Raw genomic sequence first — 24,228 nt, 5'->3', positions numbered from 1 at the left:
CATGCTTCCCATGCCCTCCCCCGGCGCGCAGCATGCGCGCCATGAAGTGCACACACCACGCTCACGCCATTGATCTGCATGCCTCCGCCGACGCCCCGCCGGAGTGGGTCGAGCTCATTCCGGCGGGGGATTTTTCCGGGCGGGACGGGCGCGGGCCGTACCGGCTCGATGCCGAGGCGGTGCTGACGGCCTTTGCCGACGGCGGCATCGACCTGCCCATCGATTACGAGCACCAGAGCCTGGCCGCCGATGACAAGGCCGGTCCCGTACCGGCAGCCGGATGGATCAAGGCGCTGGAGGTGCGCGAGGGCGCGCTGTGGGGGCGCGTGCAGTGGACGCCGCGCGCCGCCGAGCTGATCGCCGCGCGCGAGTACCGCTTCCTCTCCCCGGTGTTCCGTCACGTCCAGGGTCGCGTGGTGGCCCTGGCCGGGGCGGGACTGGTCCACTACCCGAATCTCGACCTCACGCCGGTTGCCAACCGACAAGGAGACGCCATGTCCGATCAGATCGATCTTGCGCCCATCGCCGAGGCCCTGGGCGCGCCTGCCGACGCCGACGCCGCGCAGCTCGCAGCGCACGCCGCGAGCCTGCGCCGCCGCGCCGAGTCGCCCGATCCCGCCGAGTGGGTGCCGATGAGCCAGCACAAGGCCGTGGCCGACGAGCTGGCCCGGCTGCAGGCCGAGGTGGCCCGGCACAAGGCCGAGGCCGCCGTGAGCGAGGCCATGCGCGCCGGCAAGCTGGCCCCGGCGCTCAAAGACTGGGCCATGGGCTACGCCAGCCGCGACCCCGAGGGCTTTGCCGCCTGGGCGGCTGCGGCGCCGGTCATCGTCAGCGCCCAGTCCGACGCGCACGCGGCCAAGACGCCCGAGGCGCTGACCGAGGAGGAGCGCTACGTCTGCGCCCAGCTCGGCCTGACCGAGGCCGACTTCATCGCCCACAAGCGCCTTATCAATAAGGAGTGATCCATGGCCATCATCACCCCCGCCCTGCTGTCCGGCCTGCGCACCGGCTTCTCGAAAGCCTTCCAGGACGCGCTCGCCGCCACCCCCACCGACTGGGAGAAGGTCGCCACCCGCGTGCCGTCCTCTTCCGCCAGCAACACCTACGGCTGGCTGGGCCAGTTCCCGGCCCTGCGCGAGTGGGTGGGCGACCGCGTGCTCAAGGACATGGCGGCGCAGGCCTACCAGGTGCAGAACAAGCTCTACGAGGGCACGGTCGCCGTCAAACGCACCGACATCGAGGACGACAACGTGGGCGTCTATACCCCGCTGTTCGCCGAGATGGGCCGCGCCGCCAAGGCCCACGCCGACCAGCTGGTCTTTGCCCTGCTGGCCGCCGGCGAGACCACGACCTGCTACGACGGGCAGAACTTCTTCGACACCGACCACCCGGTCTATCCGAACGTGGACGGCACCGGCACGGCCACGCTGGTGTCCAACCTGCAAGCCGGCACCGGCCCGGCCTGGTATCTGCTGGACACCAGCCGCGCGCTCAAGCCGCTCATCTTCCAGGAGCGCACCACGCCGGAGCTCGATGCGCTGACCAGCACGCAGGATGAGATGGTGTTCATGTCGGACACCTACCGCTACGGCGTGCGCTACCGCTGCAACGCGGGCTTCGGCTTCTGGCAGCTGGCCTACAAGAGCAAGGCCGCGCTCGACGCCGACAACTTCAACGCCGCGATGGCCGCCATGATGGACGTCAAGGCCGATGGCGGCCGCCCGATGGGGGTCAAGCCCACCCATCTGGTGGTGCCGCCTTCGCTTCGCGCCGCCGCGCTGTCGCTCATCGAGGCGCAACTGACCACGGGCGGGGTGAGCAACCCCAACTACAAGGCGGTCGAGGTGATCGTCTCGCCGTGGCTGGCCTGAGGTGAGGTGACGCCGTGATCCGCCTGATCGTCCGCACCCGGCCCGCCCACGGCGACGCGCGGCGCTACCGCGCGGGCCTGGGCCCCTTCGGGCGCGAGCCGCTCGAAGTGCAGGCCACGCCCGCGCAGGCCGAGCGGCTACGCGCCGACCCGGCGCTGCTGGTGGCCGAGGCGGACGGGGCAGCCGATGCGCCCGCGCCCGCCGCAAAACCCGCGCCGCCGCCCGCTGCTGCACGCACCCGGCGCAAAAACGGCGCTGAGGCCGCGAACGGCTGAGGTGGCTATGGAGGTATCACCCATCCCCAAAAAATCGCTCCACGGGCCTAAAAACCCGTTTGACGGGGTTAGATGGAGGACGGCGCAATGAGCTACGCCGCATTTGCCGATTTTGTGGCGTCGGTGGGCGAGGCCGAGGCCACCGAACTGACCGATGCCGTGGGCGCTGGCGTGCCCGATGCCGCCGTGTATGCAGCGGCGGCGGCGGACGTGGACGCGGAGATCGACGGCTATCTCGCCGGGCGCTATGCCCTGCCGCTGTCGCCGGTGCCGCGCCTGATCGTGCGCATCGCCTGCGACATGGCGCGCTACCGGCTCTGGCGCGAGCAGGCCAGCGACGAGGTGCGCCGCCGATTCGAGGATGCCCGCCGTCTGCTGGAGGCCATCGCCGCCGGGCGGGTGCAACTGGACGCGCCGCGCCCGGCTCAGGAGGGCTTGACCGGCGGCACGCTGGAGGTGGCTCCGGGCACCCGGCCGCGCGACTGGGGGGTGCTGCAATGAGGCTGCCGCAAGACTGGCTCGACATCGGCGCGCAGATCGTCGAGCGGCTCCAAGGCGAGCTTTCCGGCGAGCTCAGGCAGGTCCGGCTGGCCGCCGCCATCGAGGAGATCGGCGACGCCACCCCGGCCTCGCCTGCCGTGTGGGTGGCCTGGGGCGGCGACCGCATCGTCGAGGGCGCAGGACCCGGACAGGGCGCGGCCCAGGCCATCGACCAGCAGTGGATCGTGGCGCTCTTGGTGCGCTCGGCCAAGGACGCGGCCAGCGGCGGCGGTGTCACCGACAAGGCCGGGCCGCTGCTCGCCCGCATCCTCGCCGCGCTGATGGGCTGGCAGCCCCAGGGCTGCCGCGCCCTACGGCGCGTCGAGGCCCCTCGCCCCACCTACCTGGCCGGCACCGGCGTCTATCCGCTGGCCTTTGCCGCCCGCCTCACCCCCGTCAACACACCGTAAAGGAGTCCCACCATGGCCTATTTCTCCGGACAAGGGCGTGTGTATCTGGCCCAGCGCGACGCCACCGGCAACCCGCTGTCGCTGCGCTGGGTCGGCAACGTGCCCGACCTCAAGATCAGCCTCAATGTCGAGACCATCGAGCACAAGGAGAGCTACTCCGGTCAGCGGCTCACCGACTTGCAGATCATCAAGAGCAAGGACGGCGAGTTCTCCTGCACGCTGGAGGAAATCTCCAGCGAGAACCTCGAGCTCTCGCTGTTTGGCCAGACCAGCCAGGTCAACAGCGGCAGCGTTACCGGCGAGGCGCTGCCCACCGGCATTGCCGCTGGCGACCTGCGCTTGCTGACCCACCAATTCGTTTCTGCCGTCACCGTCACCGATTCGGCCAGCACGCCGGCCACCCTTGTCGAGGGCACCGACTACCGGGTGCATGCCGCGCAGGGGGCGATTGAATTCCTGTCCGTGACCGGCTTCACCCAGCCGTTCCTGGTGGACTACAGCTACGGCGCGGCCAAGCGCACCGCCATGTTCAAGAGCGCTCAGCCCGAGGTGTGGCTGCGCTTCGATGGCATCAACACCGCCGACGGCAACCGCCCGGTGATCGTCGACCTGTACCGCGTGGCCATCAACCCGACCAAAGACCTCTCGCTCATTTCGGATGAACTGCAGAAGTTCGAGCTCTCCGGCAAGGTACTGGCCGATGTGAGCAAGGACGTCTCGGGGCCGCTCGGCCAGTTCGGCCGCATGATCATGCAGGGCTGATCCATGGCTGAGTTTTTTCGCAAATTCGACGTGCCTGATCTTGCGGTCAATACGTCATGGATGTCACCCATCATCGACATGATAGGTGTGCCTGGTGTCGTCAAGATCGTGTCCCATTTCACCAATGGCGCGCCACAGTGCTCTGCGTATCTCGTGGAGTCGGACGATGCGACGGAATGGTGGTCAATGGTGGCTGATAACGGCGTTACCGCGTGGAATGATTCTGTCTATGGCCCGGTATTGGCTGGCATGAACACTGCGCGATACGTGAGGGTGGTGTTCGAGGCTGGATCGACGCCAACGCCTGCCTGCAAGTGCATCATCGCCGGTCTGAGGAGTTGATCATGCGCGAGTTTTGTGACGACGAAGAACTGCGCGAGTGGATCGCCAGGCATGAGTACATACTGATCGATGCGCGCGAGGATGGTGGCGGCACGGTCTATGAGCCTGGCGATCCTCTTCCAGAATGGTTCGCAAGCATCAAGGCTCCGACTCATGACTGATATCGCTCCCCTCAAAGTAAAAGACCTGCCGGCCTTTCTCGCCGCCATCGAGCCGGTGGCGCGCGAGCTGGTGGCGGGCGACATTTTCGCCGCGCTGGCGAAGCATGCAGATGGCGTGATCGAGGCCACCGCCATCGGCGCGCGCGTGGATCGTCAATGGCTGGAGGAGCAGCCGATCGACGTGCTCGTCGATCTGGCCATCCGCGTGCTGGAGGTCAACGCGGATTTTTTCGTCCGGCAGGTGCTGCCGCGCATCACGGCGGCGGCGGAGCGGCTCGCCGCGCTGCAGGCCGCGAGCGGCTCTGGTGGCACGAATGGGTCGCCCGGCTCGTCGGCGCAGGCTTCGGCTATCGGGACGTGATGGAGATGCCGTGGACGCTGGCGCGGGATTTCGCCGAGGCTTGTGCCCGCATTCGGCGCGACAAGCTGCTGGAGGCTGCGGTCGCGGCGCGCGCGGCGCAGGCGGAGGGCAAGGATTGGGCGAGGTGGGTGAAGGAGATCGAGCGGTGAGTCAGCGCGGCCAGAACAGCCAGCCATTGACGCGCCTGGCCCAGCCGTACCCGAGCCCTTCGGCGACGGCGAGCAGCAGGACGATGATGCCCACCACGGCGAGCGTCTTCCACAGCCAGCCAGGCCACAGGATCAAGGCGAACACCGCGCCGAAGGCCGCCAGCATCCAGCCGACGAACTGAAGCAGCAGTTTGACCATGGCCAAAGACCTCGACCTCGCGATACGCATTACCGCCAAGGATAGCACCGCCGGCGCGCTCGGTAAGACGCGCGCGGGGCTGCAATCCATCTCCCGCGAGCTGGCGGTGATGCGCAACGCCTTCCTGAGCATCCAGGGCGTGATGGGCTTGCAGTCCGGCATCGCCGGCCTGGCCCGCCTGGCCGACGCAGTGCAGTCCACCAACGCCCGCCTCATGCTCGCCGTCGGCACGGTGCGGGAATTCGCCCAGGCGCAGCAGTTCGCCTACCGCGTGGCGGCGCAGACCGGCGCGGGCTACGAGGCGGTGGCCACCCTCTACACGCGGCTGGCGACCACGGCTAAGGGTTTTGGTCTCTCCCAGGAGCGGATCGCCACCGTCACCGAGGCGACCGCGCTCGCGTTCAAGGTCTCCGGCGCGTCCGCCGCAGAATCCGCCGGAGCGGTGCGCCAGTTCGCCCAGGCGCTGGGCTCTGGCGTGCTGCGCGGCGATGAGTTCAACTCCATGATGGAGCAGGCCCCACGCTTGATGCAGGCACTTGCCGACGGCCTTGGGGTGCCGATTGGCAGGCTGCGTCAGCTGGCCGAGCAGGGGCTGCTCACCACCGACGTGGTGGTGCAGGCCATCGAGTCGCAACGGGGTGCGATCCAGCGCGAGGCCGAGGCCATGCCGCGCACCCTCGGGCAGTCCCTGTCCCATGTGCGCGATGAGTTCGGTCGGACTATCGATGCGTTCAACCAGGCCAGCGGCGCAACCCGCATCGTCGGCGCGGCATTCGACGCACTGGCGAATCACATGGACGCCATCGCCGGCACCGGCCTGGTCGCGGCAGTCGGTGGGGTCACCGTGGCGATCACCCGCGCAGGCATCGCCGCCAAGGAGCGTGTGGCCGCCATGCTGGCCGAGATCGCGGCCGAGCGTCAGGCCACGGCCACGGCCATCGCCCATGCGCGGGCCAAGGTGTCGTATGCCCAGGCGGAGCTTGCCGCCGCCCAGGCCGCCGTGGCCTCGGCCACGGGCATGGCGCGCCTGGCCGTGGTCGAAAACACGCTCGTCCCGGCCCAACAGCGGCTTGCGGCAGCCCAGGCCGGGCTCAACGCGGCCATGGCCGCAGGCACCGGCATCGCAGGCGGGTTGCGCGCCGCGCTTGCGTTTTTGGGCGGGCCGCTCGGCATTATCCTCACCCTGCTCACGGCGGGCGCCACCGCATGGGCCATCTGGGGCGACAAGGCCGAGAGCGCCGCAGACAAGGCCCGCGCCGCCATCGACCGCGCGCGCGAGGCGTCCGAGCGGCTTGCGCGCGAGCAGAAGTTCGGCACCGGGGATGCCGCCGACCTGCGCGAGGCCATCGAAGCGCTCGAAAAGCGCAAGGCGGTGCTGGAAGAGACCGCGCGCGTGACCTATCGCGGCAAGCCCAGCAACGAATTCCAGTCCGAGCTGGATCGCGTGACCAAGGACCTGGAGCGATTCCGCTCCGACCTGGCCGAGATCGAAAAACGCGACGGAGTATCCAACCCTGGCGCACCGACCGAGGCAGGCCGAGCGCTGCTGCGCAAGCAGTGGGATGCCTACATCGCCCAGTACGAGACCGGGGCCGACCGGCTCAAGCGCGCCATCGCAGAGCTGCGGGAAAAGGCCAGGGAAGCAGGCATCGGCGAGGATACGCCGGAGTTCCGACGTGCCCTGGAAAATCTGAAAGCGAAACTCGGCGGCCAATCCGCCGGCAAGGCGGATGCCGCGGTTTCCACCCGCCTGTCCGCCGACCGCGAGCAGGCCGAGGCCGCGCTTGCCCTGCTCAAGGACGGCCTTGCCCGGCAACAGGCCGCGCTGGATGCCGCGCTGGAGGATCGGCTCATCTCCACCCGCGACTACTACGCGCAGAAAGCGGCCATCGAGCAGCGGGAGATCGACGCCGAGATCGCCCGCCAGACCGCATTGCTCGCCGAGGCGCGTCGCACGCAATCCGATCCGCGCGCCTCCGAATCCGACCGTATCCGCGCCAAGGGCGAGGTGGCGAAGATCGAGTCCGAGCTGATCGTGCTCAACAACCGCCGCGCCGATATCGAGCAGGCCAACGCTCGCAAGGCGGCCGCCGCCGAGCGCGAGCTTGCCGATGCGCTCGCCCAGGCGCGCGAGGAACTCGCCCAGCTCACCGGCACCGACACCGCAGCCGACCGCCGCGCGGCCATCGAGCGCAGCTATCGCGACTTGCGCGCGCGTCTCATCGCCGAGAGCGACACGGCGGGCGTGCAGATCATCGACCGGCTCATCGACGTGAAGGCCGCGCAGGCCAACCTCGCCCGGCTGGAACAGGAGTGGCGGCTCGTCACCGAGCGGCTGCGCAACGCCCAGGAGGCGATCCAGATCCAGAGCCAGGCGGGGCTGCTCACCGAAGCCCAGGCCCGGCAGCGGATCGTGGTCTTGCAACAGCAATCGGCGGCCGAGATGCAGCGCCTGCTGCCCGCGATGCAGCAGGCCGCGCAGGCGATCGGACCGGAGGCGGTCAACCGCGTGGCCGCCTGGCGCAACGAACTGGAGCGCACGCGGCTGGTCGCCGACGAGCTCGCGCCGCTGTGGAACCGCATCGGCGAAGGCTTCGGCAACGCCCTGCAAGGCATGGTCACCGGCGCGCAGACGCTGCGCGAGGGCCTGTCGAGCATCTTCCGCAGCATCTCGGACGCCTTCCTGCAGCAGATGGTGATCCAGCCCTTCCAGCAGTGGGTGGCGATGCAGGCGCGGATGCTCGCCATGAAGCTGGGATTCACACAGCAAGAAGCGGCCATCGAGCAGGCGGCCGCCGCCCAGTCGGTAGCCACCAAATCCGCCGAGACCACCGCCAAGGTGTCGATGGACGCCGCCCAGGCCGGCGCGGGCGCGGCCGCCTCGCAGGCGTCGATTCCGTATGTGGGGCCGGTGCTGGCGATTGCCGCGATGGCGGCGATGGTGGCCGCCGTCATGGCGCTGCTGGGCAACATCAAGAAGTTCGCTGTGGGCGGCTATGTCACCGGCCCCGGCACCTCGACCTCGGACTCGATCCCTGCGCGGCTGTCGGCGGGCGAATACGTGGTGCGTGCGGCGGCCGTCAAGCGCGTGGGCGTGGCCTTTCTGGACGCCATCAACGGCCTGAAGGCCCCGCCCGGCTGGGACGGCCAGCGCCTGGCCTTCGCCGCTGGCGGACTGGTGCCGGCAGTGAACGTGCCGCCTGCGCAGCCGCAGGTGAACCAGGCCGTGCGCATCGTCAACGCCATCGACCCCGGCGTGACGCACGACCATCTTCAGACGCCCGCCGGCGAGCGGGTGATCCTCAACATCATCGGGCGCAACGCGCGCGCGGTGCGCGCCGCACTTCAAGGGTGAATCATGGCACTGATCTTCATCGACGGCTTCGACCACTACGACCCGCAGGCACTCGACCCCTTCGGCGATCCGTGGCTCGCGCGCGGCAAGGCGGCGTACCTGTCGCCGCAGGCCACGCGCATCCAGGGCCGGCGACCCTCGTCCTACGCCTTGCGCCTGCCCGCAGGCGCCGGCGGCGGGTATGTGAAGAACCTGGAGGCCGGGCGCACCCGCCTCATCGTGGGCGCGGCACTGCGCGTGGCGCCCTTCGAGAACACGGGCGCAGAGCCCGTGCTGCTGGGCGTGCGCGATGCGAATGCGCGAGTGGCGCACCTCGTCAAGATCGGCGAGGACGGGCGGCTCAAGCTCTACCGGCGGCTGTACGGAAACGACCAGCTGATCTCGACCTCGGTCATGACGGCGGCCGCGCGGGGGTGGCACTACGTCGAACTGCAGGTCGTGCAGGGCACGAGCACCGGCACGTTGAACGTGCGCCTCAACGGCGTGCTCGCGATCACCCTGTCGGCGCAGAACACCACCCAGGGCGGCGGGCAGTTGCTCACCGCCTTCGTGGGCGCTGTGCCGGGCGAGGATTGCCTGGTGACCACGGACGTGGACGACCTCTATCTCGCGGACACCTCGGGCACGATCAACAACACCTTCCTCGGCGACGTGCGGGTCGATGCGCTGAAGCCGCAAGCGTCCGGGGCACTGAACCAATGGGCGGTCGAGGGCGCGGCATCCGCCTGGGAGGCGGTCAGCGATGACGACGAAGCCACGGCCATCCGTGCGGCCACGGCGGGCCTGAGCCAGACCTTCGGCGTCGAGGCGCTGCCCGCAATGACCACCCCGGCGATCCACGGCGTGCAGGTGACCCTGCTCGCGCGCAAGACCGATGCGGGCAACGGCCGCGTGCGCGGGATCGTGGCGAGCGGTGCGCAGACGGCGGTGAGCGACGACATCCTGCTGCAAGAGCAACTGGCCTGGCACACGGCGCTGTTTGAGCGCGACCCCAACGGCAACGTGCCGTGGACGGAAGGCGCCTTCAACGCTGCCGAGTTCGGCGTGGAGTCGGCATGACGGATCGGCTTGTGCCTGAGGTGGTGGCCGAGGTCGGTGGCCAACCCACACCGGGGGTCAGCGTTGTCGAGCAACGGGCCGAGGCGATCTCGCGCGCGGCCTTCGGAGCGCTCGCCGTCACCGCCTTCGCCGAGACGCTGGCCGAGCCCGCGCCGCCGCTGCACGCCGCCGCCTTGCTCGTCGAGGTGTTGCGCCGCGACACCGCCGCGGCGGCGATGGTCGCAGAAGCGATGGAGGCCTTCGGCGAAGCGCCCTGGCCCGAGGCTCCACGCGGGGTGTTCGCCTTCCGTCACGACTGGGCCGAGCCCCTCATCGAGCGCCTGCAATGGGCCACCGGCGTGGCGCGGCTCGCCTCGGGCAACGAGGCGAGGCAGGGACAGCGGTGCGTGCCGCGGCGCTTTCTGACCTACCACGTGGGCCACGGGCGCGCGAGCGACGCGCTGGTGGCCGACTGGCTGGCCGACCATCTGGGCAGGACTGCGTGGTGGCCGCTGCCGCAACATGCGGTGCGGCTGGGTGCTGCCGCCGAGGCCGGGGCCTTCGCGCTGGACATCCTTGCGCCAGCCGGCCACGGCTTCGCGTCTGCTTCCTACCGGCTGGAAGAGGGCGGGCTGCAGCGCGAGGACGCGCCGTTGCGCGCCATCGTGTTCACGCAGACGGGCTGGCAGGTGCTGACGCTCACCGAGGTGGAGCCGGATCGACTGTGGCTCGCCGAGCCGCTAGCGCGGGCGGTTCCCGCGGGCGCGACCGTCCTGCCGCTGGTCGAGGGCGTGGCGGTGGAGCCGGCGGAGTTCGCGCAGTGGGTGCCGGGCGTCAATGCGGGCCGCGTCACCGCGCAGGTGGCCTTCGAGCCGCTGCCCGACGAAGAGCTGCCCGACGAAGAGCTGCCCGACGAAGAGCTGCTCGACGAAGAGCTGCCCGACGAAGAGCTGCCCGACGAAGAGCTGCTCGACGAAGAGCTGCCCGACGAAGAGCTGCCCGACGAAGAGCTGCTCGACGACCCCTGGCTCGACGGCCTGCCCGTCTGGCCCGACGGCAACTGGCGCGACGACCCCACCCATACGGCGCAGGGCGTGCTCACCCGGCAGGACCTCTCCCCGGCCGCCCCCTGGGTGCGCCGTGACGACCCGTGGCCGACGAGCACCTTCCAGCGCCGCTATCTCGCCACGGGGCGCGAGGACATCGCCCGCTGGCGCGCGCGGCTGTACCGCGCCCAGGGGCGGCTCGGTGCCTGTTGGATCCCCGACGGGCTTGCGTCCGTGCTACACGTGCGGGACGAGGCCGAGGTCGAGGCCGGGTACTTGCGCGTGGACGCCGAGGCCGGCGCCGCCTTCTGGCACCGCCCGGCCGCCGCGCTGATCCTGCACCCCGACGGCACGCGCCAGGCCGTGCTGACGGGCTCATTCCACCAGGACCACGGCGGCGTGCTCGTCTTGCGCTCGGGCCTCGATGCCGCCGTGCCCGCCGGCAGCCGCGTCGTGCGTCTGGCCCGCTGCCGGCTCGACCACGACGCCGTCGATCTGTACTGGCACACCCCCGAGCTGGTCGAGATTCCCCTGACCCTGCGCCGGCTGCCCGAGCCGCGCGGCAACGATCGCCTTACCCACGCCGAGGCATGAGCATGAACGAAGGGCCCTTGTCCGAGGTCGAGCTCTACGCCTTCGAGGGCGCGAGCGGCAGCTTCTACCTCACCCCGCACGAGTTCGACGTGGAGCTCTACGGGGAGCGCTACGAGCGCTGCCCCCTCGAGCGCAGCGCGCTCGCGCTCGGCGCCGAAGCGGCCAAGTCGGCGCTGGAGTTGAAGCTCCCGCCCGACCACGCGCTCGTGCGGCATCTGCTGCAGGCGACCCTCACCGGCGAGGCGACCGCGGTGCGACTGCGGATCGTCCAACGTGAGTATTGGTGGCTTTCCGGCACGCGCTGGATGGGCTGCGTGCTCGGGGTGGAGGTGGCCGATGACGCGGCCCGCATCCGCTGCGAGTCTGCCCAGGTGAGCTTGAAGCGCATTGGTCTCAGGCGGCTCTACAGCCGCGCCTGCTCGCACGTGCTGTATTCCGCCGCGTGCGGGGCGAAGCCGATTGCGGCCTGGGCCACGGTGGTCCAGGTCCTCGGCCGCAGCGTCGAGTTCGATGGCGGTGTGCCCGCCGCCGTGGCCGGCACGCTCGCCGGCGGCTGGCTGGAGACCGACGCCGGGGCGCGCCACATGATCGTGAGCGAATCGACCGTGGGCGTGGAACTGCTCTACCCGGTTGCCATCGAAGTCGGCACCGGGGTGCAACTGACAGCGGGCTGTGACCACAGCACGTCCACCTGCCAATCCCGCTTTGACAACCTCGACAACTACGGCGGATTTCCCTTCATCCCCACCAAGAACCCGTTCTCGACGGGCATCTTCTAAGGAGATCGATTGCATGTGGTACCTCGCCGTCATCGTCGTCGCCGCGCTGGTCTCCGTCGCCCTCGCGCCCAAACCGCCCACCCCGAAACCCGCCGAACTCTCCGACCTCGACGCGCCCACGGCCGAGGAGGGCCGACCGATCCCGGTCGTCTTCGGCGCGGTGCTGCTGCGCGGGGCGAACGTCGTGTGGTACGGGGATCTTTCTGCCGAACCGATCAAGAAGAAGGGCGGCAAGAAATGAGCAAGGACGTGACCGTCACCATCGCCCACGTGCGCGCCGCAGGCCTGTGCGTGCACGGCACGCGCACCTGGTTCGCACGCCAGGGCCTGGACTTCCGTGACTTCCTCGCCCGGGGGCTGCCGGCTTCGGTGCTGCTGGCCACGGGCGATGCGATGGCGCAGCGCGTGGTCGAGGTCGCGTGCCGAGATGCTGAGGAGCTGCGCTGATGGGCAGCCGCCGCAAGAAGAAGCAGACCGTCGGCTACCGCTACCGGATCGGCATGCACCTGGTGCTGTGCCAGGGGCCGGTGGATGCGGTGCAGGAGATCCAGGTCGGCGATCGCAGCGCCTGGGGCGATGCGAGCCGCGCGCCGCTGGCGAGCGGCCATGGGCTGGGGCGGCTCTCGATCCACAAGCCCAGGCTCTTCGGCGGCGACGAGCGCGAAGGCGGCGTGGTGGGTGAGGTGGATGTGCTCAGCGGCGATGCGACGCAAGGCCGCAACGACTACCTGATGAGCCGCCTGGGCGCAGCGATCCCGGCGTTTCGCGGGGTGTTGTCGATCGTGGCACGCAAGATCCTGTTCGCCGCGAACAACCCCTACCTCAAGCCCTGGGCGGTGCGGGTGCGGCGCTTCACGGCGGGCTGGCACGACGAACCCTGGGAGCCCTGGGACGCCGAGGTGCGGGCCTGGGATGACGAAGCCGGGGCCTACGTCACCGTCGGCATGAACCCGGCCCACATCCTGGTGCAGTGCCTCACCGATCCGCACTGGGGCATGGGCTATCCGCGGAGCACCATCGGCTGGAGTTTCTGGAACGCGGCATGGGCTTTGTCGAGTGATGGCTTCGGCCTCAATCTGATCTGGACACGGCAGCAGCCCATCGAGAGCTTCATCGGCCAGGTCATCGACCACATTGGCGGCATCCTCTACACCGATCCGGAGCAAGGCACGTTTGAGCTCAAGCTGCTGCGCGACGACTATTGGATCGACAGCCTGCCGCAGTTGGGGCCTGACGAAATTGTGCGGCTGGAACGATTCGAACGTGCCCAGTGGGGCGAACTGCCCAATGAACTGACCGTGGTCTACACCGACTGGGCCACCGGCAAGGAGGCCACCGTCACGGTGCAAAACCTCGCCGCGATCCAACTGCAAGGCGGCGTGATCAACCAGCGGCGCGACTATCCGGGCGTCAACTACGGGCCGCTGGCCGCCAGGCTTGCCTTGCGCGACCTGCGGGCGCTGGGTTCGCCGCTGGCGCGCATGACGCTCACCATCGCCCCCGGCGCCCTGGAGCGTCCGCCCCTGCCGGGAGACGTGTTCCTGCTGCATTGGCCACGCCTCGGCATCGAGCGCATGGTGGTGCGCGTCACCGGTATCGACACCGGCACGCTGGGCGCCACCGAATGGCGCATCGAGGCCGTGGAGGACGTGTTCGGGATGAGCAACACCGTGCTCTCGCCCCCGCCGCCGCACGTCGAGGAGCCGCCGCTGGAGGCGCTGCCGCCAGCCCTGGTGCTGGCGGTGGAAGTGCCGTACTGGGAACTGGCGCGCAACCTGAGCCGGGCCGATCTGGCCCAGATCACCGACACCGACACCTACGTGGGGGCCCTGGCCTGTGCGGGCGGCACGGGGCAGTTGAACTGGCAGCTCGCTACCGGGACCGCGAGCGCCGATCTCGAGGCGGTGGCCCCGGAGGACTACGCGCCTTTGCTCACGCTCGGCCAGGCGCTGTCGGCGAGCGAAGCCGATGCGTTGGCCGTGCCGGTGACGGCGCTGGCCCAGCCCGAGCGCCTGGCGGTCGGCGACTACGCCTACCTGGTCGATGCGGCCGGCGCCCCGCGCGAAGCGGTGGCGATCCTCGCCTTCGATGCCACCGCGGGCACGGTGGATCTCGCCCGCGGGGTGCTCGACACCACGCCGCAGATGCATCCGGCCGGCACGCGACTGGTGGGCGTGGGCGAATGGCTGGCCGCAGAGACCACCGAGCGCGCGCCGGGCGAGTCGGTGTTCGTCGCCGCCATCCCGCGCACGGCCAGCGCCGAAGGGGATGCGGTGCTGGCTGCCAACGGCGCGCCGATCGTGCTCGCCGGCCGCCAGGCGCGGCCGTACCCACCCGGGCGCATCCGGCTCAACGGCCAGCGCGAGCCCGCCGTGGTCGCCGGCGACCTGATCCTGACTTGGGCACACCGCGACCGCCTTCTCCAGACCGCCTACCTCGTGCGGCAGGACGAGGGCGACATCGGCCCGGAACCGGGCACCACCTACCGGGTGCGCGTGCGCGACCGCAACGGCACCCTGGTGCGCACCGAGACCGGCCTCACCGGCAACACCTGGACCTGGGACGTGGCGAGTAGCGCGACAGACGCCGGCGCGGCAGGCGACCGCGTCACCGTCGAGATCGAGGCCGAGCGCGACGGGCTGGCGAGCTGGCAGGCGCAAGTGCGCACCGTCGAGCGCGCGGGCTATGGCCTGCGCTGGGGGCAGTACTGGGGCGGGGTGTCGCCATGATCGCCGGGCCGTCCCAAGATCATGGCGCGCCCCCTCGGGGGGCCGCCGCCCAGCGGCGGGGGCAGCTATGAGTCCGCCGCGCATCGACGTGCACATCTTGACGCTCGATGATCCGACCGAATGGCGCGAGGCCTGCATCGCCAGCCTCGCCGGCGCGCCGATCCGCCTGCACCGGCTGCCCGGCATCCGGGAGCGGGTCGGGCAAGCCCGCGCGGCGGGCTTCGCGCGAGGGACCTTGCCGCTCGTGTCCTTCGTCGATCCCGACGACCGCTATGAGGCCGGCGCCTTCGCATCGCTGGCCGATGCCCTCGATGCCTACCCGTCGGCGGTGCTGGCCTACACCGACGAAGCGCTGATGGACGAAGATGGCCGCCCCCTCGGCGTGCGGCGACTGGCCTACAGCGCCTTCCAGCACGCCCACTCGGCCAGCCACGTCCACGGCCTGATCGTGATGCGCCGAAGCGCCGTCGAGCCGGTGCTGACACGCATCGCCGATCTCGACGCCGGCGCCGACTGGTGGCTCACCCGCCTCGTGGCCAGGCGTGGCGGCGTGCTGCACCTGCCCCTCGTCGGGCGCCACTGGCGGCAGCACCCGAACCAGCGCCACCGCCGCGCGCGCAGCACGGCTTTGGGGCCACTGCCGAGTCTTTCGACACCTTGAGGAGATGAACCGATGCCATTGACCGATCCGAACCTGGGCCTCGTCTACGGCTGGACGCTGGGCGAATCCGGCTGGCACGCCGGGATGGACGCGAACCTGAAGCGCCTGGGCGCTGTCGTGGGCCTGTCGGTGACGAGCCGCACCGTGACCACGCCACCCGCAAGCCCCGCCGAGGGCGATCGCTACATCGTGCCGGCCGGTGCCACCGGCGCCTGGGCCGGCAGGACCGACCAGATCGCGCTGTGGATCGACGGCGCCTGGGAGTACCACGCCCCGAAGGTCGGCTGGCTCGCCTACATCGCTGCCGAGGACAGGCTCGCCGTCTACAAGACCGGCGGCTGGAGCGCCGGCGTCGTCGTCTGATCCTCGTGCTCGCATTGCGTGCGAATATTTACGTCGCACGTAATCCGATCATGTCGCCTGCAATGCGATCACTCGTCGCATTTAATTTGTGCAAGCCCACCGAGCACTTCGACGAGCTCAGCCACCTGTACCGCAACATCTTCGGCTTCAGGGTCAGCGACCACACCCAGGCGCCGTTCCGCGTCGAGTTCCTGCACTGCAACCCGCGCCATCACACCATGGGCCTGGCCCATACCGGCGGCCCGGCGAAGATCTATCACCTGATGCTCGAATACAACGACTTCGACGACCTCGGCAGGGCCTACGACATGGCTCTGGAGAAGCCGGAGTCCATCGGCGTCACCCTGGGGCGCCACATCAACGACCACACCACCTCCTTCTACCTGAAGAATCCGGACGGCTGGATGTTCGAACTGGGCTGGGCCAGCCGCACCATCGGCCCCAACTGGCAGGTCGAGGAACTGCAGGGTATGAGCCTGTGGGGCCACGACCGCACCTGGCTGCCCGATCACAAACGTGAAGAAGCCCGCCAGATCCTCAAACGCCTGGCCGCACAGGGTGTGCGTGCCCCGGTCGTCACCAACTCGCAAACTGCCAAGGCCTCACAATGAGTACCAATGCATCCCCGGAAATCGCCAAGCGCATCCAGATTGGCGAATGCACCCTCAACTACCATGACCAGGGTGAAGGCGAGGTTATCCTGCTGATCCACGGCTCCGGCCCCGGCGTCACCGCCTGGGCCAACTGGCGCGGGGTGATTCCCACCCTGTCCCAGCGCGCCCGGATCATCGCCCCGGACATGCTTGGCTTCGGCTACACCAGCTGTCCGCCCGAGTGGAAGCTCGACCCGGCCACTTGGGTGGAGTCCTTGGTCGGCCTGTTGTCCGCCCTGGACATTCCCCGGGTGTCCATCGTCGGCAACTCCTTCGGCGGCGCCATCGCCCTGCATTTCGCCAAGACCTATCCGCAGCGCGTGCAGCGCCTGGTGCTGATGGGCGCGGCCGGGCTGTCGTTCCCCATCACCGATGGCCTGGAAAAGGTCTGGGGCTATCAGCCTTCGCTGCAGGCCATGCGCGAGCTGATGGAAGTCTTCGCCTACGACCACAGCCTGATCAACGACGACCTGGTGCGCATGCGCTACGAAGCCAGCATCCGTGACGACGTGCAGACCCGCTTCGCCCAGCTGTTCCCGGCGCCACGCCAGCAGGGTGTGGAAATGCTCGCCCTGGCCGATGAGGATCTGCGCGCGCTACCCCACGAGACCCTGCTGATCCACGGCCGCGACGACAAGGTGATTCCGCTGGAGCTGTCCGAGCGCATGCTGCGCCTGATCCCCCACGCTCAGCTGCACGCCTTCGGCGAATGTGGCCACTGGGTGCAGATCGAGAAGGCCCAGGCCTTTACCCGTCTGCTGGTCGATTTCCTGATCGAGCAGCCTGCCAACCAAGGAGCATGAACATGAATCGCGACAGCATTAAGGGGCGCTGGACCATCCTCTCCTGGGAGCAGGTCTACGACGACGGTCGGATAGTGCGGCCCATGGGTACCGAGCTGGAAGGTTTCATCGAGTACAGCGATTACGGCATGTTCTGCGTGGTCGCCAAGAAGGACCGTGCCAAGTTCACCACCGGCGGCCAGTGGAACGCCTCGGACGCCGAGAAGGCGGAGGCCTACAACAGCTACCTGACCTATGCCGGCGACTACGAAGTGAACGGTGACACCATCACCCACAAGGTGCGTTACAGCATCTTCCCCAACTGGGTCGGTGGCAGCCAGCTGCGCAACGCCGAATTTGACGGCGAAGTCCTGACCCTTACCGCACGGCTGGAGGAAGGCACCTCCGAAGCCCGCACCGCCCGCCTGAGCTGGAAGCGCGCCGTCGCTGCCAGCTGACCTGCCCCGGGCACCGGCACCGCTGCTCGGCGCGCCGGTGCCCCTTCCTTCCGTTCAGTCCCCGAGCCTTAGAGAGCCGCGATGCGGCTCTTTTTTCTGCTGTGTGCCCCGTCCGTGGAAATGGGGTAGAACCCTGGGGATGCTGGGGAATGGGCGTCTGTTCATGCCTTGCCGGTCTGCCTTCCGGGCCGCTTACCAGCGGTGTGGTTTCCATGGTTTGCTGCGGATCTTGGGGCATTCGTCGATCACGATGACCATGCGCTATGCGTACCTGTCGCCGGGTCATCTGGAGTCTGCGCCTAGGCTGTCTCCGCTCTCGCAAGGCGGATATGTGGGGCGGTTGATGGCCCCAGGCGGGGAGGGGGGTAGTCGGGACGTAGTCTGTTTGTAGGCTGCCCGGACAATAAAAAAGGGGCTAGCTCTCGCTAACCCCTTGAAAATCATGGTGGCTACGCAGGGACTTGAACCCCGGACCCCAGCATTATGAATGCCGTGCTCTAACCGACTGAGCTACGTAGCCATTCGAGGCGCGCATTATTCTTGGCGCGAGGCCTGCTGTCAAGCTCTTTGCGAAGAGTTTTTCACGTCGGATCAAATGCTTAGGCTAGCCTTGCAGAGCCTCGGGGGTGGGGCGGCGAGCGGCGGGGGCGGTCTCGTAGCGACAGGCTGGCGTCTTGCCTTTCCGGGTGGAAAAGCGTGTGTTATGGCAGCGCATGCTCCCGGCCCCGTGGAGCTTGTGCGGACGGCCCCAACAGCTGATGCGCTGCGGCTGTCTGCCACTGCAGTCCGCGGAAGCCCTGGAAAGCCTGGTCAGGCTCGTGAGATAAAAAGAGGACGTTCCTGAGGATCTTTTCGGAGTACGCCCATGCGCCTTTCTGAGGGCCGCTGCGCCACGCCCTATCTGTATGCAGGGATGCTGGAATCCCGCCCCGAGGTGGAAGCCGCCCTGGCGGCAATGAACGACAGGCCCTATACCGCGGTGCCCAGCTGGCGCCAGGACGGCACCTGGGAACTGTGGACGCGGGAGGGTGGCGAGGAAGGCGAACCCTGCATCATCAGCGGCCCGTCCACCACCTATCCCAGCGAAGCGGCGGCCTTGGCCGCCGGCGCCGCCTGGCTGGCCAGTCGCGGCTGATCGGCACGAATATCCGGACGGGGGCCAGAAACAAAGAACCCCGGGAGACCCGGGGTTCTTCGCTCGCTTCAGGATGTCGCTGCGCAGGGCTCAGACGTTGAACAGCGATTGTGACTGCAAGTCATTGAATGAAAGGTTAACCATGCTGCTCCATTAAAAAACATACTCATGTTTGTACTCAAGAAACTCAGCATTGAGTATGTTCAACCCTGATCTGGCACCGTTGCGCCGGCTCGGATTCAGGTTTCCAGGCGCCGGCGACAGGCATCAATGGTGGATTTGATCTGTTGCACCAGCATCTGCCTGATCGGCGCACGCTCCAACCGCTCACCCAATGAGCTTGCCTGCGGCAGCATCCGTTCGATGACCTCTTCCGCCCGTTTCCTTGGGACGCCACCTTCCTCCGCCAGACGCAATAAATGCCGGCGTTCGATGGCAGCACCTTCGCCGCAAACGTCCAGGTGATGCTGGCCCATCGGGCCTTCGCTGAAGGTCAGGTCGAATGCCGGAGCCAGACGCCAGCGCCGGTCAGGCCCGAGACGCCAGGCGAAATTCTTGGGGTGGTCGTCACGGTTGTGGAAGAGCACATTGAAGACGGCTCGCGCGTAGGCTTTCTCCACTTCGCGCTCGTCGCGCGTCAGGAAACGGGTAGCTCGCAGGAAGGCGGTGTAGTCGGTGGCACCAGGCAGGCGAAAATCCACTTGCAACAATCCAGCCAGACTGTGCACCGGGACGCGTTGCCCTCCCTCCCGGTCGAAGCGCGCGACGCCGAAGGCGGCCAGCTCGGGGCCAAGGTCGAACCAGCGACTTTCGGGCACATCCAGTCCGCAATCCCGAGCCAACTCGGCATAGAGCTGCTCGATGACGCAAACCTCCTTGTGTTCGTTCTGCGCCGGAAACTTGACCAGCCAGGGGCTGCCGGGCGCATCCGGACGGGTGCTCACTTGCCCGGTCGTTGCGTCGTACTGCACCAAGGCCTTGGGCCTGGCCCCTTGCGGTGAGCCGCCGGTGAGCGCGAGCTCGCGCAGGGCTGCCCCCGCCTCGCCCGCGAGCGCGAGACGGCTTTGCTCGGCCAGCGCCAGCAAGGACCAGTCGGGCTCGTGGGCGCCGGCGTCGCTTGCTGGAACGAAGCGCAACGCGCCCATCGCGCGCTCACCAATGAAGGCCAGGCGGTCCAGTGGCCCGGGATGGCGCAAGCCGTGTTGACGGAACAGGCGATCCATCAGCAGCAAACCCCAGCCGTCAGGCAGACTGTCGGCTATTAGGCCCGGAAGGCGATGCAAATGGGTCGGAAAACCACCGTAGGCATCCGCACGCAGCTTGAGGTGCAAGGGCGACAGTTCCAAGCCCTGAGACAGAGCTTCGGGAGAATATTCGAAGAGCAGGGATTGACCGTCATCGGCCAGGCGTCCCAACGGCCAGTCTTCTCCCCAGCCGCAATAATGCACGGTAAGCAGCTTCATGATGTTCTCTTACGCGGCGCACGCTGGCGGCGGCTCACAAGGTCCACCTGCTCCATCTGGGCGATGGATTGCCGTTTAAGTACAAAGAGATCGTCCAGCGCCTCCAGCAAGCCAAGTGCCTGCGCGACACGGACCAGCGTTTCCAGCGAGCACTGACCGTCGCTTTCGAGTTTGCGCAACGCCCCCAGCGACAGTCCAGCCATTTGCGCCAGTTCACGCTGCGTAAGCGATTGGGCAAGCCGCTGCTCGCGCAGACGAACACCCAGCGCGTGCAGGATCTCAGCGGGAGTCGAGAGATGAAAAGTCACTTTTATGACCCTTAACGCGTAAAAAATTGCGTAAGTACCATTTTAGTGGACTTTACTTATTCTTGAAAGCAGATGGCTGCGATAGCTGCCGCGAGCGACTAGGCAGTGACCATCGTAACGTTACGATACCGTAGCGCTACGATGTTACGGAGTTGGCTCCTGTCCAGCCGCCGGCGCCTCCAGCAGTACTGAAGGCTCCACCCCCAGCGCCTCGGCCAGCTTGAAGATGTTGAGCAATGCGATGTTGCGCTGACCACGCTCAACACCCCCCAGATAGCTGCGTGCCAAGCCACTTTCCAGTGCTAGGCGTTCTTGCGACCACCCTCTAGTCTTTCTGATTTCTATCAGCTTCAGGCCGAAGCGTAGTCGGGGATCAAGGGCCATATTTCTCTCTTCTTTAAAGAGAAATGACTCTATGAGTACCCCCTCTATAGGGCTACGCCCGATAAGCACCCGCACTATGAGTGACAATTGAATGCAGGCGCCATAGCAAGCGCGGCAAACCGCAACAGCTTGCTGGGAACTCCACTGCATAACGCCTTGCGCCAGAATCTGTCTACCGACGGTCGCGCCCCGGAGTGGCCCAAGGTGGCGATCAGCAATCTGCAAATTCCGGCGGATCAGATGACCCTGACCCGTAGCCTCACGCTCAAAGCCAGTGATTGCATTCGCTTTGACGCAGTGCTCTGGTACGACGCCAAGCGCTCCGAGCGCTTCAGCAATCTGTCGCTTTGCGCGCCGGAGCTGCCAAAACAGTCAAACAACTTCGTACTGACCTGGAAGAGCTTTTCCATCTCCGGCAAAACCACCGGTCAGGTTCGTAGCGATGGACCGATCCCACCGTACAGCAAGCTGCCCAGCGATGGAACGCTGGCTGATGAATCAGTTCGGCCTTTACTATGTCGGCTCGCTGCTGACACTGGTCGGCTACGACCCCAATTTCACGGTCGATGACCGCCGCTTCTGGATCAGGAACATCAAGGGATGAAAGCGTTGCTACTGGCAGCCATGCCGGTGGTGCTGATGGATGGCACTGCCCCAGACCTCAACCACTGGTTGCGGATCGAGCCAGCCATCGTCGCCGCCGTGGAATGCCGTCAAGCCTTGCCGTTGCACGTACTGGACGGCATTGCGCCCAATGCTCCCGGCAGTTGGTCGCTGACGCCGGAACGCAGCTTCACGGCATTCGGCTTGCCGGTGACGCGTATCGAGCTGTTCATCGACCCGGATGGTGAATTGGGTGCGAGCTATACCGCAGTGATCGAAAAGCGCAGCCTGGAACAGGTGCGCAAGCAACTGACACTTGCCAGCCAGCGCGGGCGCATCGGCCAGCTCTCGGCAGATCAGCCCAGCGCAGAGGTTCAAGTGACTTGCACGGTCGCCGCAACGGAGCAAGGGTGAGCATTCAGCGCATCCTCTCCGGCGGCCAGACCGGCGTAGACCGGGCGGCGCTGGATTTCGCCATTGCCCGGCAGATTCCGCACGGCGGCTGGTGCCCGGCAGGCCGACGGGCCGCTGATGGCGTACTGGATGCTCGCTACCAGTTGATGGAGACCGAATCCAGCGGTTATCGCCAGCGCACCAAACGCAATGTGCTGGACGCTGATGCCACACTGATCATTTACCGGGACAGGATCGAAGGTGGCAGCCTGCTCACTCGCGATCTGGCGACGGGACACGGCAAGCCGCTACTGCTGAGCGATTTGCATGACCCTGCAGAAGAGCTGTTGGCGGCATGGCAAGACTGGTTGCTTAGCCATTCCATCGCTATTCTCAACATTGCTGGCCCGAGTGAAGCACGCAACCCCGGTATCTACCTGCAGGCGAGCGCACTACTGGAGCTTTTCTGGAGCAAGGAACATGAGCCGATCTGATGCCCGCTGCGCGACACCCTATATCTACTCGGGTGAGTTGCAGATTCGCCCCGAAGTGGATGCCGCGCTGGCTGCGCTGAAAGACAAACCCTACACCGCCATCCCTAGCTGGAAAAATGACGGAACCTGGGAGCTGTGGACGGTGGAAGGCGACGGCGAAACCAAGCCCTGCATCATCAGCGGCCCATCGACCACTTACCCCAGCGAGGCCGATGCACTGGCCGCCGGTGCGGCCTGGCTATCCGGACAACGCTGAGCAACCTCAATTCCAGCCCTCGCTGACAAAGCCAACGCCATGGCGGTTGATCTCGACCGGCGGCCTGATGTCTTGCACTTGGACAACACCACGGCCATCACGAGCTGCCGAGCCCAAGGCCCGCTGCAGAACCAGACGCACACTGCGCGGCGGCAAGGCTTGCAGACGGGACAGGACATCATCATTCAGTCGCTCGGCAAAGGCAGTGCCCCAGCTCGACTCGTCGCGGAGGCGGTTGTAAATCGACTGCGCAATGCTTCTTACCTGCTCCGGTCTGGGAGGTTGAATGTGCAACACCGTCAGCCGTGAGCGCAGCGGCCCTGGAATCGCTTCCAGCTCATTCGCGGTCGCCATCCAATTGACATGACTGGCGTCGATGGAGAAATCACGGATCGACAGGTCGATGAAATTCCGCGCACTGCGCGGTTCCAGCAAGGTATAGAGCGCCGCCAACGGATCGTATTGCGGTCGCCCGTTGCTGGCCTTATCCAGCTCATCGAGCACCACCACCGGGTTGGCCAGTGGCTGGTAGGCCAACAGCTCAAAGAGCTGGCCTGGCTCGGAATTGCTCCAAAATGATTCGGAACCGGCGAGCGGCGAACTCGATTGCGTACTCGCCATGTCGAAGACCCGGAACGGTAGCACGAGCTGATCGGCCAGCCAGCGTGCCGCCTCGGTTTTGCCGATGCCCGCCGGGCCGACCAGCAACACGGCAGGCCAGGATACGCGGCCATCGCCCAGGCTGGAGAGGGCAAAGTGGTCACGTAGCAGCTCTGCCAGTTCATGGAAGTTTGGAAAAGCCAGCGCGAACTCATCCAGAAGGGCTTTCCAGTCCTGGGGCAGCAGGCCCAATTGGCGGCTGCCATGCCCCGCCCGCTTGATCCGCTCCGCCATCGCCTGTGCGCGCTTGAACTTGTCGTCGCCTTTCGGTCGGTGGCGATCCACGAACGCCTCCAGTCCGGCTTCATCAAGAAAGACGATGCTCGGCAAGGGCACTGATTTAGCGGCTTCTGCTGGCTGCTCCTGAACCTGCTCCGACTTGGCCTCACTCGGGACAGGCCCATCTTTAACCGCCATGGCGGGGCATACATCTTCGGTCGTCACCTTGCCCAGGTTGCGCACCACCTGCTGTACCCCCTGTTCGACGATGAGCTGGCGGCTGCGGCGCACTTCTTCGGCAAACAATCCTTGGATGCCGTCGTGTTGCGGGCAGCGTTGCGGACGTATGCCGTCCCCGACAACCTGTACACCGCACACGGGGCATTGTTGCAGCGAAAGGTGCTTGGTCTGGGCAATCAGATCGAACACTGCTGCTGCACGTTCGCTGTGGCGTCGCGGCGGCTGGTAATGGATGGCCAGGCGATCCCGATTGCAGCTCACTGACAGTGAGCCCTTGCGGGCGAGCACGGCGGGTGGCAGCAGGTATTCCACCTGGGCAAACAGATGTGCCACCACGGTCAGATGCCCCGGCGCAGGTTCGACGATCTGCCGGACAAGCCAGGGATGCTGCTCCTTGAGCGCAGCAATGGCTGCTTCGTATTCCCGCAGGCGCAATGGGCGGGCTTGCTTTGGCTTACGCATGATGGCCTCCGAAGTGATTTAACTATAATTTACTATAACAGCGCTTTGCGCGAATCGCCAAACTCCTCACTCTCGTCTTGTCG

32 protein-coding genes, 1 tRNA gene and 1 pseudogene are annotated in these 24,228 nt (G+C 67.1%); 28 read left to right on the top strand and 6 right to left on the bottom strand.

Going from position 1 to position 24,228, the window contains the following annotated elements; genetic code table 11:
* Positions 1 to 41 precede the first annotated feature (41 nt).
* The 10 genes from H165_RS0100750 (at position 42) to H165_RS19525 (ending at position 4,871) form a co-directional block, all read left to right on the top strand.
* The gene (locus tag H165_RS0100750) at positions 42 to 962 is read left to right on the top strand and encodes a phage protease (RefSeq protein ID WP_026146260.1); all 921 of its coding nucleotides are present in this window, start codon (positions 42 to 44) and stop codon (positions 960 to 962) included.
* Between the two features lie 3 nt (positions 963 to 965).
* A complete protein-coding gene (locus H165_RS0100745) occupies positions 966 to 1,871 on the top strand; it encodes a Mu-like prophage major head subunit gpT family protein (protein ID WP_017936979.1) in 906 nt (301 codons plus the stop codon).
* A 14-nt stretch (positions 1,872 to 1,885) separates the two neighbouring features.
* Complete coding sequence (locus tag H165_RS0100740; protein WP_017936978.1) at positions 1,886 to 2,146, top strand: hypothetical protein; 261 nt, start codon at positions 1,886 to 1,888, stop codon at positions 2,144 to 2,146.
* Positions 2,147 to 2,233: 87 nt separating this feature from the next.
* Positions 2,234 to 2,647: a gp436 family protein gene (locus H165_RS0100735; RefSeq protein ID WP_017936977.1), complete on the top strand. Its 414-nt coding sequence runs from the start codon at positions 2,234 to 2,236 to the stop codon at positions 2,645 to 2,647.
* Positions 2,644 to 3,096, top strand: a complete 453-nt coding sequence (locus tag H165_RS0100730) for a phage tail terminator protein (RefSeq protein ID WP_017936976.1) — start codon at positions 2,644 to 2,646, stop codon at positions 3,094 to 3,096. The genes H165_RS0100735 and H165_RS0100730 overlap by 4 nt, the downstream gene beginning before the upstream one ends.
* A 12-nt stretch (positions 3,097 to 3,108) precedes the next feature.
* On the top strand, positions 3,109 to 3,858 hold the full coding sequence (locus tag H165_RS0100725; protein ID WP_017936975.1) for a phage tail tube protein: 750 nt from the start codon (positions 3,109 to 3,111) through the stop codon (positions 3,856 to 3,858).
* Positions 3,859 to 3,861: 3 nt separating this feature from the next.
* Complete coding sequence (locus H165_RS18175; RefSeq protein WP_040640549.1) at positions 3,862 to 4,200, top strand: hypothetical protein; 339 nt, start codon at positions 3,862 to 3,864, stop codon at positions 4,198 to 4,200.
* A gap of 2 nt (positions 4,201 to 4,202) precedes the next feature.
* Positions 4,203 to 4,361, top strand: a complete 159-nt coding sequence (locus H165_RS19530; RefSeq protein ID WP_155943562.1) for a hypothetical protein — start codon at positions 4,203 to 4,205, stop codon at positions 4,359 to 4,361.
* Positions 4,354 to 4,722 carry a DUF6631 family protein gene (locus tag H165_RS18170; protein ID WP_017936973.1) on the top strand — a complete coding sequence of 123 codons (369 nt, stop codon included), beginning with the start codon at positions 4,354 to 4,356 and terminating at the stop codon, positions 4,720 to 4,722. Before H165_RS19530 ends, H165_RS18170 begins: the two co-directional genes overlap by 8 nt.
* 5 nt (positions 4,723 to 4,727) lie before the next feature.
* Entirely contained in the window at positions 4,728 to 4,871 is a 144-nt protein-coding gene (locus H165_RS19525; protein ID WP_017936972.1) for a hypothetical protein, read from the top strand.
* 1 nt (position 4,872) lies between these two features.
* Here the strand turns inward: H165_RS19525 and H165_RS0100705 are convergent, their stop codons facing one another.
* Positions 4,873 to 5,070, bottom strand: coding sequence for a hypothetical protein (locus H165_RS0100705; protein ID WP_017936971.1), 198 nt, complete (start codon positions 5,068 to 5,070; stop codon positions 4,873 to 4,875).
* On the opposite strand from H165_RS0100705, the gene H165_RS19005 reads away from it, so the two are divergent.
* The 13 genes and pseudogenes from H165_RS19005 to H165_RS19860 form a co-directional block, all read left to right on the top strand.
* Positions 5,069 to 8,425, top strand: a complete 3,357-nt coding sequence (locus tag H165_RS19005) for a tape measure protein (protein ID WP_017936970.1) — start codon at positions 5,069 to 5,071, stop codon at positions 8,423 to 8,425. The genes H165_RS0100705 and H165_RS19005 overlap by 2 nt on opposite strands.
* Before the next feature lie 3 nt (positions 8,426 to 8,428).
* Complete coding sequence (locus H165_RS0100695) at positions 8,429 to 9,484, top strand: hypothetical protein (RefSeq protein WP_017936969.1); 1,056 nt, start codon at positions 8,429 to 8,431, stop codon at positions 9,482 to 9,484.
* Positions 9,485 to 10,300: 816 nt separating this feature from the next.
* The gene (locus tag H165_RS20160; RefSeq protein ID WP_211206282.1) at positions 10,301 to 10,843 is read left to right on the top strand and encodes a Cys-every-fifth RiPP peptide CefA; all 543 of its coding nucleotides are present in this window, start codon (positions 10,301 to 10,303) and stop codon (positions 10,841 to 10,843) included.
* Positions 10,844 to 11,099: 256 nt separating this feature from the next.
* The gene (locus tag H165_RS0100685) at positions 11,100 to 11,882 is read left to right on the top strand and encodes a DUF2163 domain-containing protein (protein WP_017936967.1); all 783 of its coding nucleotides are present in this window, start codon (positions 11,100 to 11,102) and stop codon (positions 11,880 to 11,882) included.
* A 13-nt stretch (positions 11,883 to 11,895) separates the two neighbouring features.
* Positions 11,896 to 12,123, top strand: a complete 228-nt coding sequence (locus H165_RS0100680; protein ID WP_017936966.1) for a hypothetical protein — start codon at positions 11,896 to 11,898, stop codon at positions 12,121 to 12,123.
* Positions 12,120 to 12,329 carry a hypothetical protein gene (locus H165_RS0100675; protein ID WP_017936965.1) on the top strand — a complete coding sequence of 70 codons (210 nt, stop codon included), beginning with the start codon at positions 12,120 to 12,122 and terminating at the stop codon, positions 12,327 to 12,329. The genes H165_RS0100680 and H165_RS0100675 overlap by 4 nt, the downstream gene beginning before the upstream one ends.
* Entirely contained in the window at positions 12,329 to 14,611 is a 2,283-nt protein-coding gene (locus H165_RS0100670) for a phage tail protein (protein ID WP_017936964.1), read from the top strand. The genes H165_RS0100675 and H165_RS0100670 overlap by 1 nt, the downstream gene beginning before the upstream one ends.
* Before the next feature lie 67 nt (positions 14,612 to 14,678).
* Positions 14,679 to 15,272 carry a glycosyltransferase family protein gene (locus tag H165_RS0100665; RefSeq protein ID WP_017936963.1) on the top strand — a complete coding sequence of 198 codons (594 nt, stop codon included), beginning with the start codon at positions 14,679 to 14,681 and terminating at the stop codon, positions 15,270 to 15,272.
* A gap of 12 nt (positions 15,273 to 15,284) precedes the next feature.
* Positions 15,285 to 15,635 (top strand): DUF2793 domain-containing protein, encoded by a 351-nt coding sequence (locus H165_RS0100660; protein WP_017936962.1) that lies wholly within the window; start codon positions 15,285 to 15,287, stop codon positions 15,633 to 15,635.
* Positions 15,636 to 15,697: 62 nt separating this feature from the next.
* Positions 15,698 to 16,246, top strand: a complete 549-nt coding sequence (locus H165_RS18160) for a VOC family protein (RefSeq protein ID WP_248681179.1) — start codon at positions 15,698 to 15,700, stop codon at positions 16,244 to 16,246.
* Complete coding sequence (locus tag H165_RS0100650; protein WP_017936960.1) at positions 16,243 to 17,091, top strand: alpha/beta fold hydrolase; 849 nt, start codon at positions 16,243 to 16,245, stop codon at positions 17,089 to 17,091. The genes H165_RS18160 and H165_RS0100650 overlap by 4 nt, the downstream gene beginning before the upstream one ends.
* A 2-nt stretch (positions 17,092 to 17,093) precedes the next feature.
* The gene (locus H165_RS0100645) at positions 17,094 to 17,528 is read left to right on the top strand and encodes a lipocalin-like domain-containing protein (protein ID WP_017936959.1); all 435 of its coding nucleotides are present in this window, start codon (positions 17,094 to 17,096) and stop codon (positions 17,526 to 17,528) included.
* Between the two features lie 133 nt (positions 17,529 to 17,661).
* Positions 17,662 to 17,919, top strand: a pseudogene (locus H165_RS19860) (phage integrase); the annotation flags it as partial.
* A gap of 52 nt (positions 17,920 to 17,971) precedes the next feature.
* Here the strand turns inward: H165_RS19860 and H165_RS0100640 are convergent.
* Positions 17,972 to 18,048: transfer RNA gene (locus tag H165_RS0100640), tRNA-Met, on the bottom strand.
* A gap of 345 nt (positions 18,049 to 18,393) precedes the next feature.
* Here H165_RS0100640 and H165_RS0100635 point away from each other — a divergent pair.
* Positions 18,394 to 18,663: a hypothetical protein gene (locus H165_RS0100635; RefSeq protein WP_026146255.1), complete on the top strand. Its 270-nt coding sequence runs from the start codon at positions 18,394 to 18,396 to the stop codon at positions 18,661 to 18,663.
* A 239-nt stretch (positions 18,664 to 18,902) separates the two neighbouring features.
* Here the strand turns inward: H165_RS0100635 and H165_RS0100630 are convergent, their stop codons facing one another.
* From H165_RS0100630 to H165_RS0100620, 3 genes are all read right to left on the bottom strand, one after another.
* Positions 18,903 to 20,126 (bottom strand): type II toxin-antitoxin system HipA family toxin, encoded by a 1,224-nt coding sequence (locus tag H165_RS0100630; RefSeq protein WP_017936957.1) that lies wholly within the window; start codon positions 20,124 to 20,126, stop codon positions 18,903 to 18,905.
* Positions 20,123 to 20,434, bottom strand: coding sequence for a helix-turn-helix domain-containing protein (locus tag H165_RS18995; RefSeq protein WP_017936956.1), 312 nt, complete (start codon positions 20,432 to 20,434; stop codon positions 20,123 to 20,125). The genes H165_RS0100630 and H165_RS18995 overlap by 4 nt, the downstream gene beginning before the upstream one ends.
* A gap of 144 nt (positions 20,435 to 20,578) precedes the next feature.
* Entirely contained in the window at positions 20,579 to 20,818 is a 240-nt protein-coding gene (locus H165_RS0100620; protein WP_017936955.1) for a helix-turn-helix domain-containing protein, read from the bottom strand.
* 87 nt (positions 20,819 to 20,905) lie between these two features.
* Between H165_RS0100620 and H165_RS18155 the strand changes: the two genes are divergently transcribed.
* The 4 genes from H165_RS18155 to H165_RS18990 are packed head-to-tail and all read left to right on the top strand — an operon-like array spanning position 20,906 to position 22,564.
* On the top strand, positions 20,906 to 21,388 hold the full coding sequence (locus H165_RS18155) for a hypothetical protein (protein ID WP_211206278.1): 483 nt from the start codon (positions 20,906 to 20,908) through the stop codon (positions 21,386 to 21,388).
* 30 nt (positions 21,389 to 21,418) lie between these two features.
* The gene (locus H165_RS0100605) at positions 21,419 to 21,835 is read left to right on the top strand and encodes a hypothetical protein (RefSeq protein ID WP_017936952.1); all 417 of its coding nucleotides are present in this window, start codon (positions 21,419 to 21,421) and stop codon (positions 21,833 to 21,835) included.
* Positions 21,832 to 22,308 (top strand): putative molybdenum carrier protein, encoded by a 477-nt coding sequence (locus H165_RS0100600; protein WP_017936951.1) that lies wholly within the window; start codon positions 21,832 to 21,834, stop codon positions 22,306 to 22,308. The genes H165_RS0100605 and H165_RS0100600 overlap by 4 nt, the downstream gene beginning before the upstream one ends.
* A complete protein-coding gene (locus H165_RS18990) occupies positions 22,295 to 22,564 on the top strand; it encodes a hypothetical protein (RefSeq protein ID WP_017936950.1) in 270 nt (89 codons plus the stop codon). The genes H165_RS0100600 and H165_RS18990 overlap by 14 nt, the downstream gene beginning before the upstream one ends.
* 6 nt (positions 22,565 to 22,570) lie before the next feature.
* Here H165_RS18990 and H165_RS0100590 read toward each other — a convergent pair whose 3' ends face one another.
* Positions 22,571 to 24,145, bottom strand: coding sequence for an AAA family ATPase (locus H165_RS0100590; RefSeq protein ID WP_026146253.1), 1,575 nt, complete (start codon positions 24,143 to 24,145; stop codon positions 22,571 to 22,573).
* Between the last annotated feature and the right edge of the window lie 83 nt (positions 24,146 to 24,228).

The organism is Pseudomonas thermotolerans DSM 14292 (assembly GCF_000364625.1).
Taxonomy (GTDB): Bacteria; Pseudomonadota; Gammaproteobacteria; order Pseudomonadales; family Pseudomonadaceae; genus Aquipseudomonas; species Aquipseudomonas thermotolerans.
The sequence above is the reverse complement of the archived record's forward strand: the minus strand, read 5'-3'. Positions and strand labels throughout refer to the sequence as shown.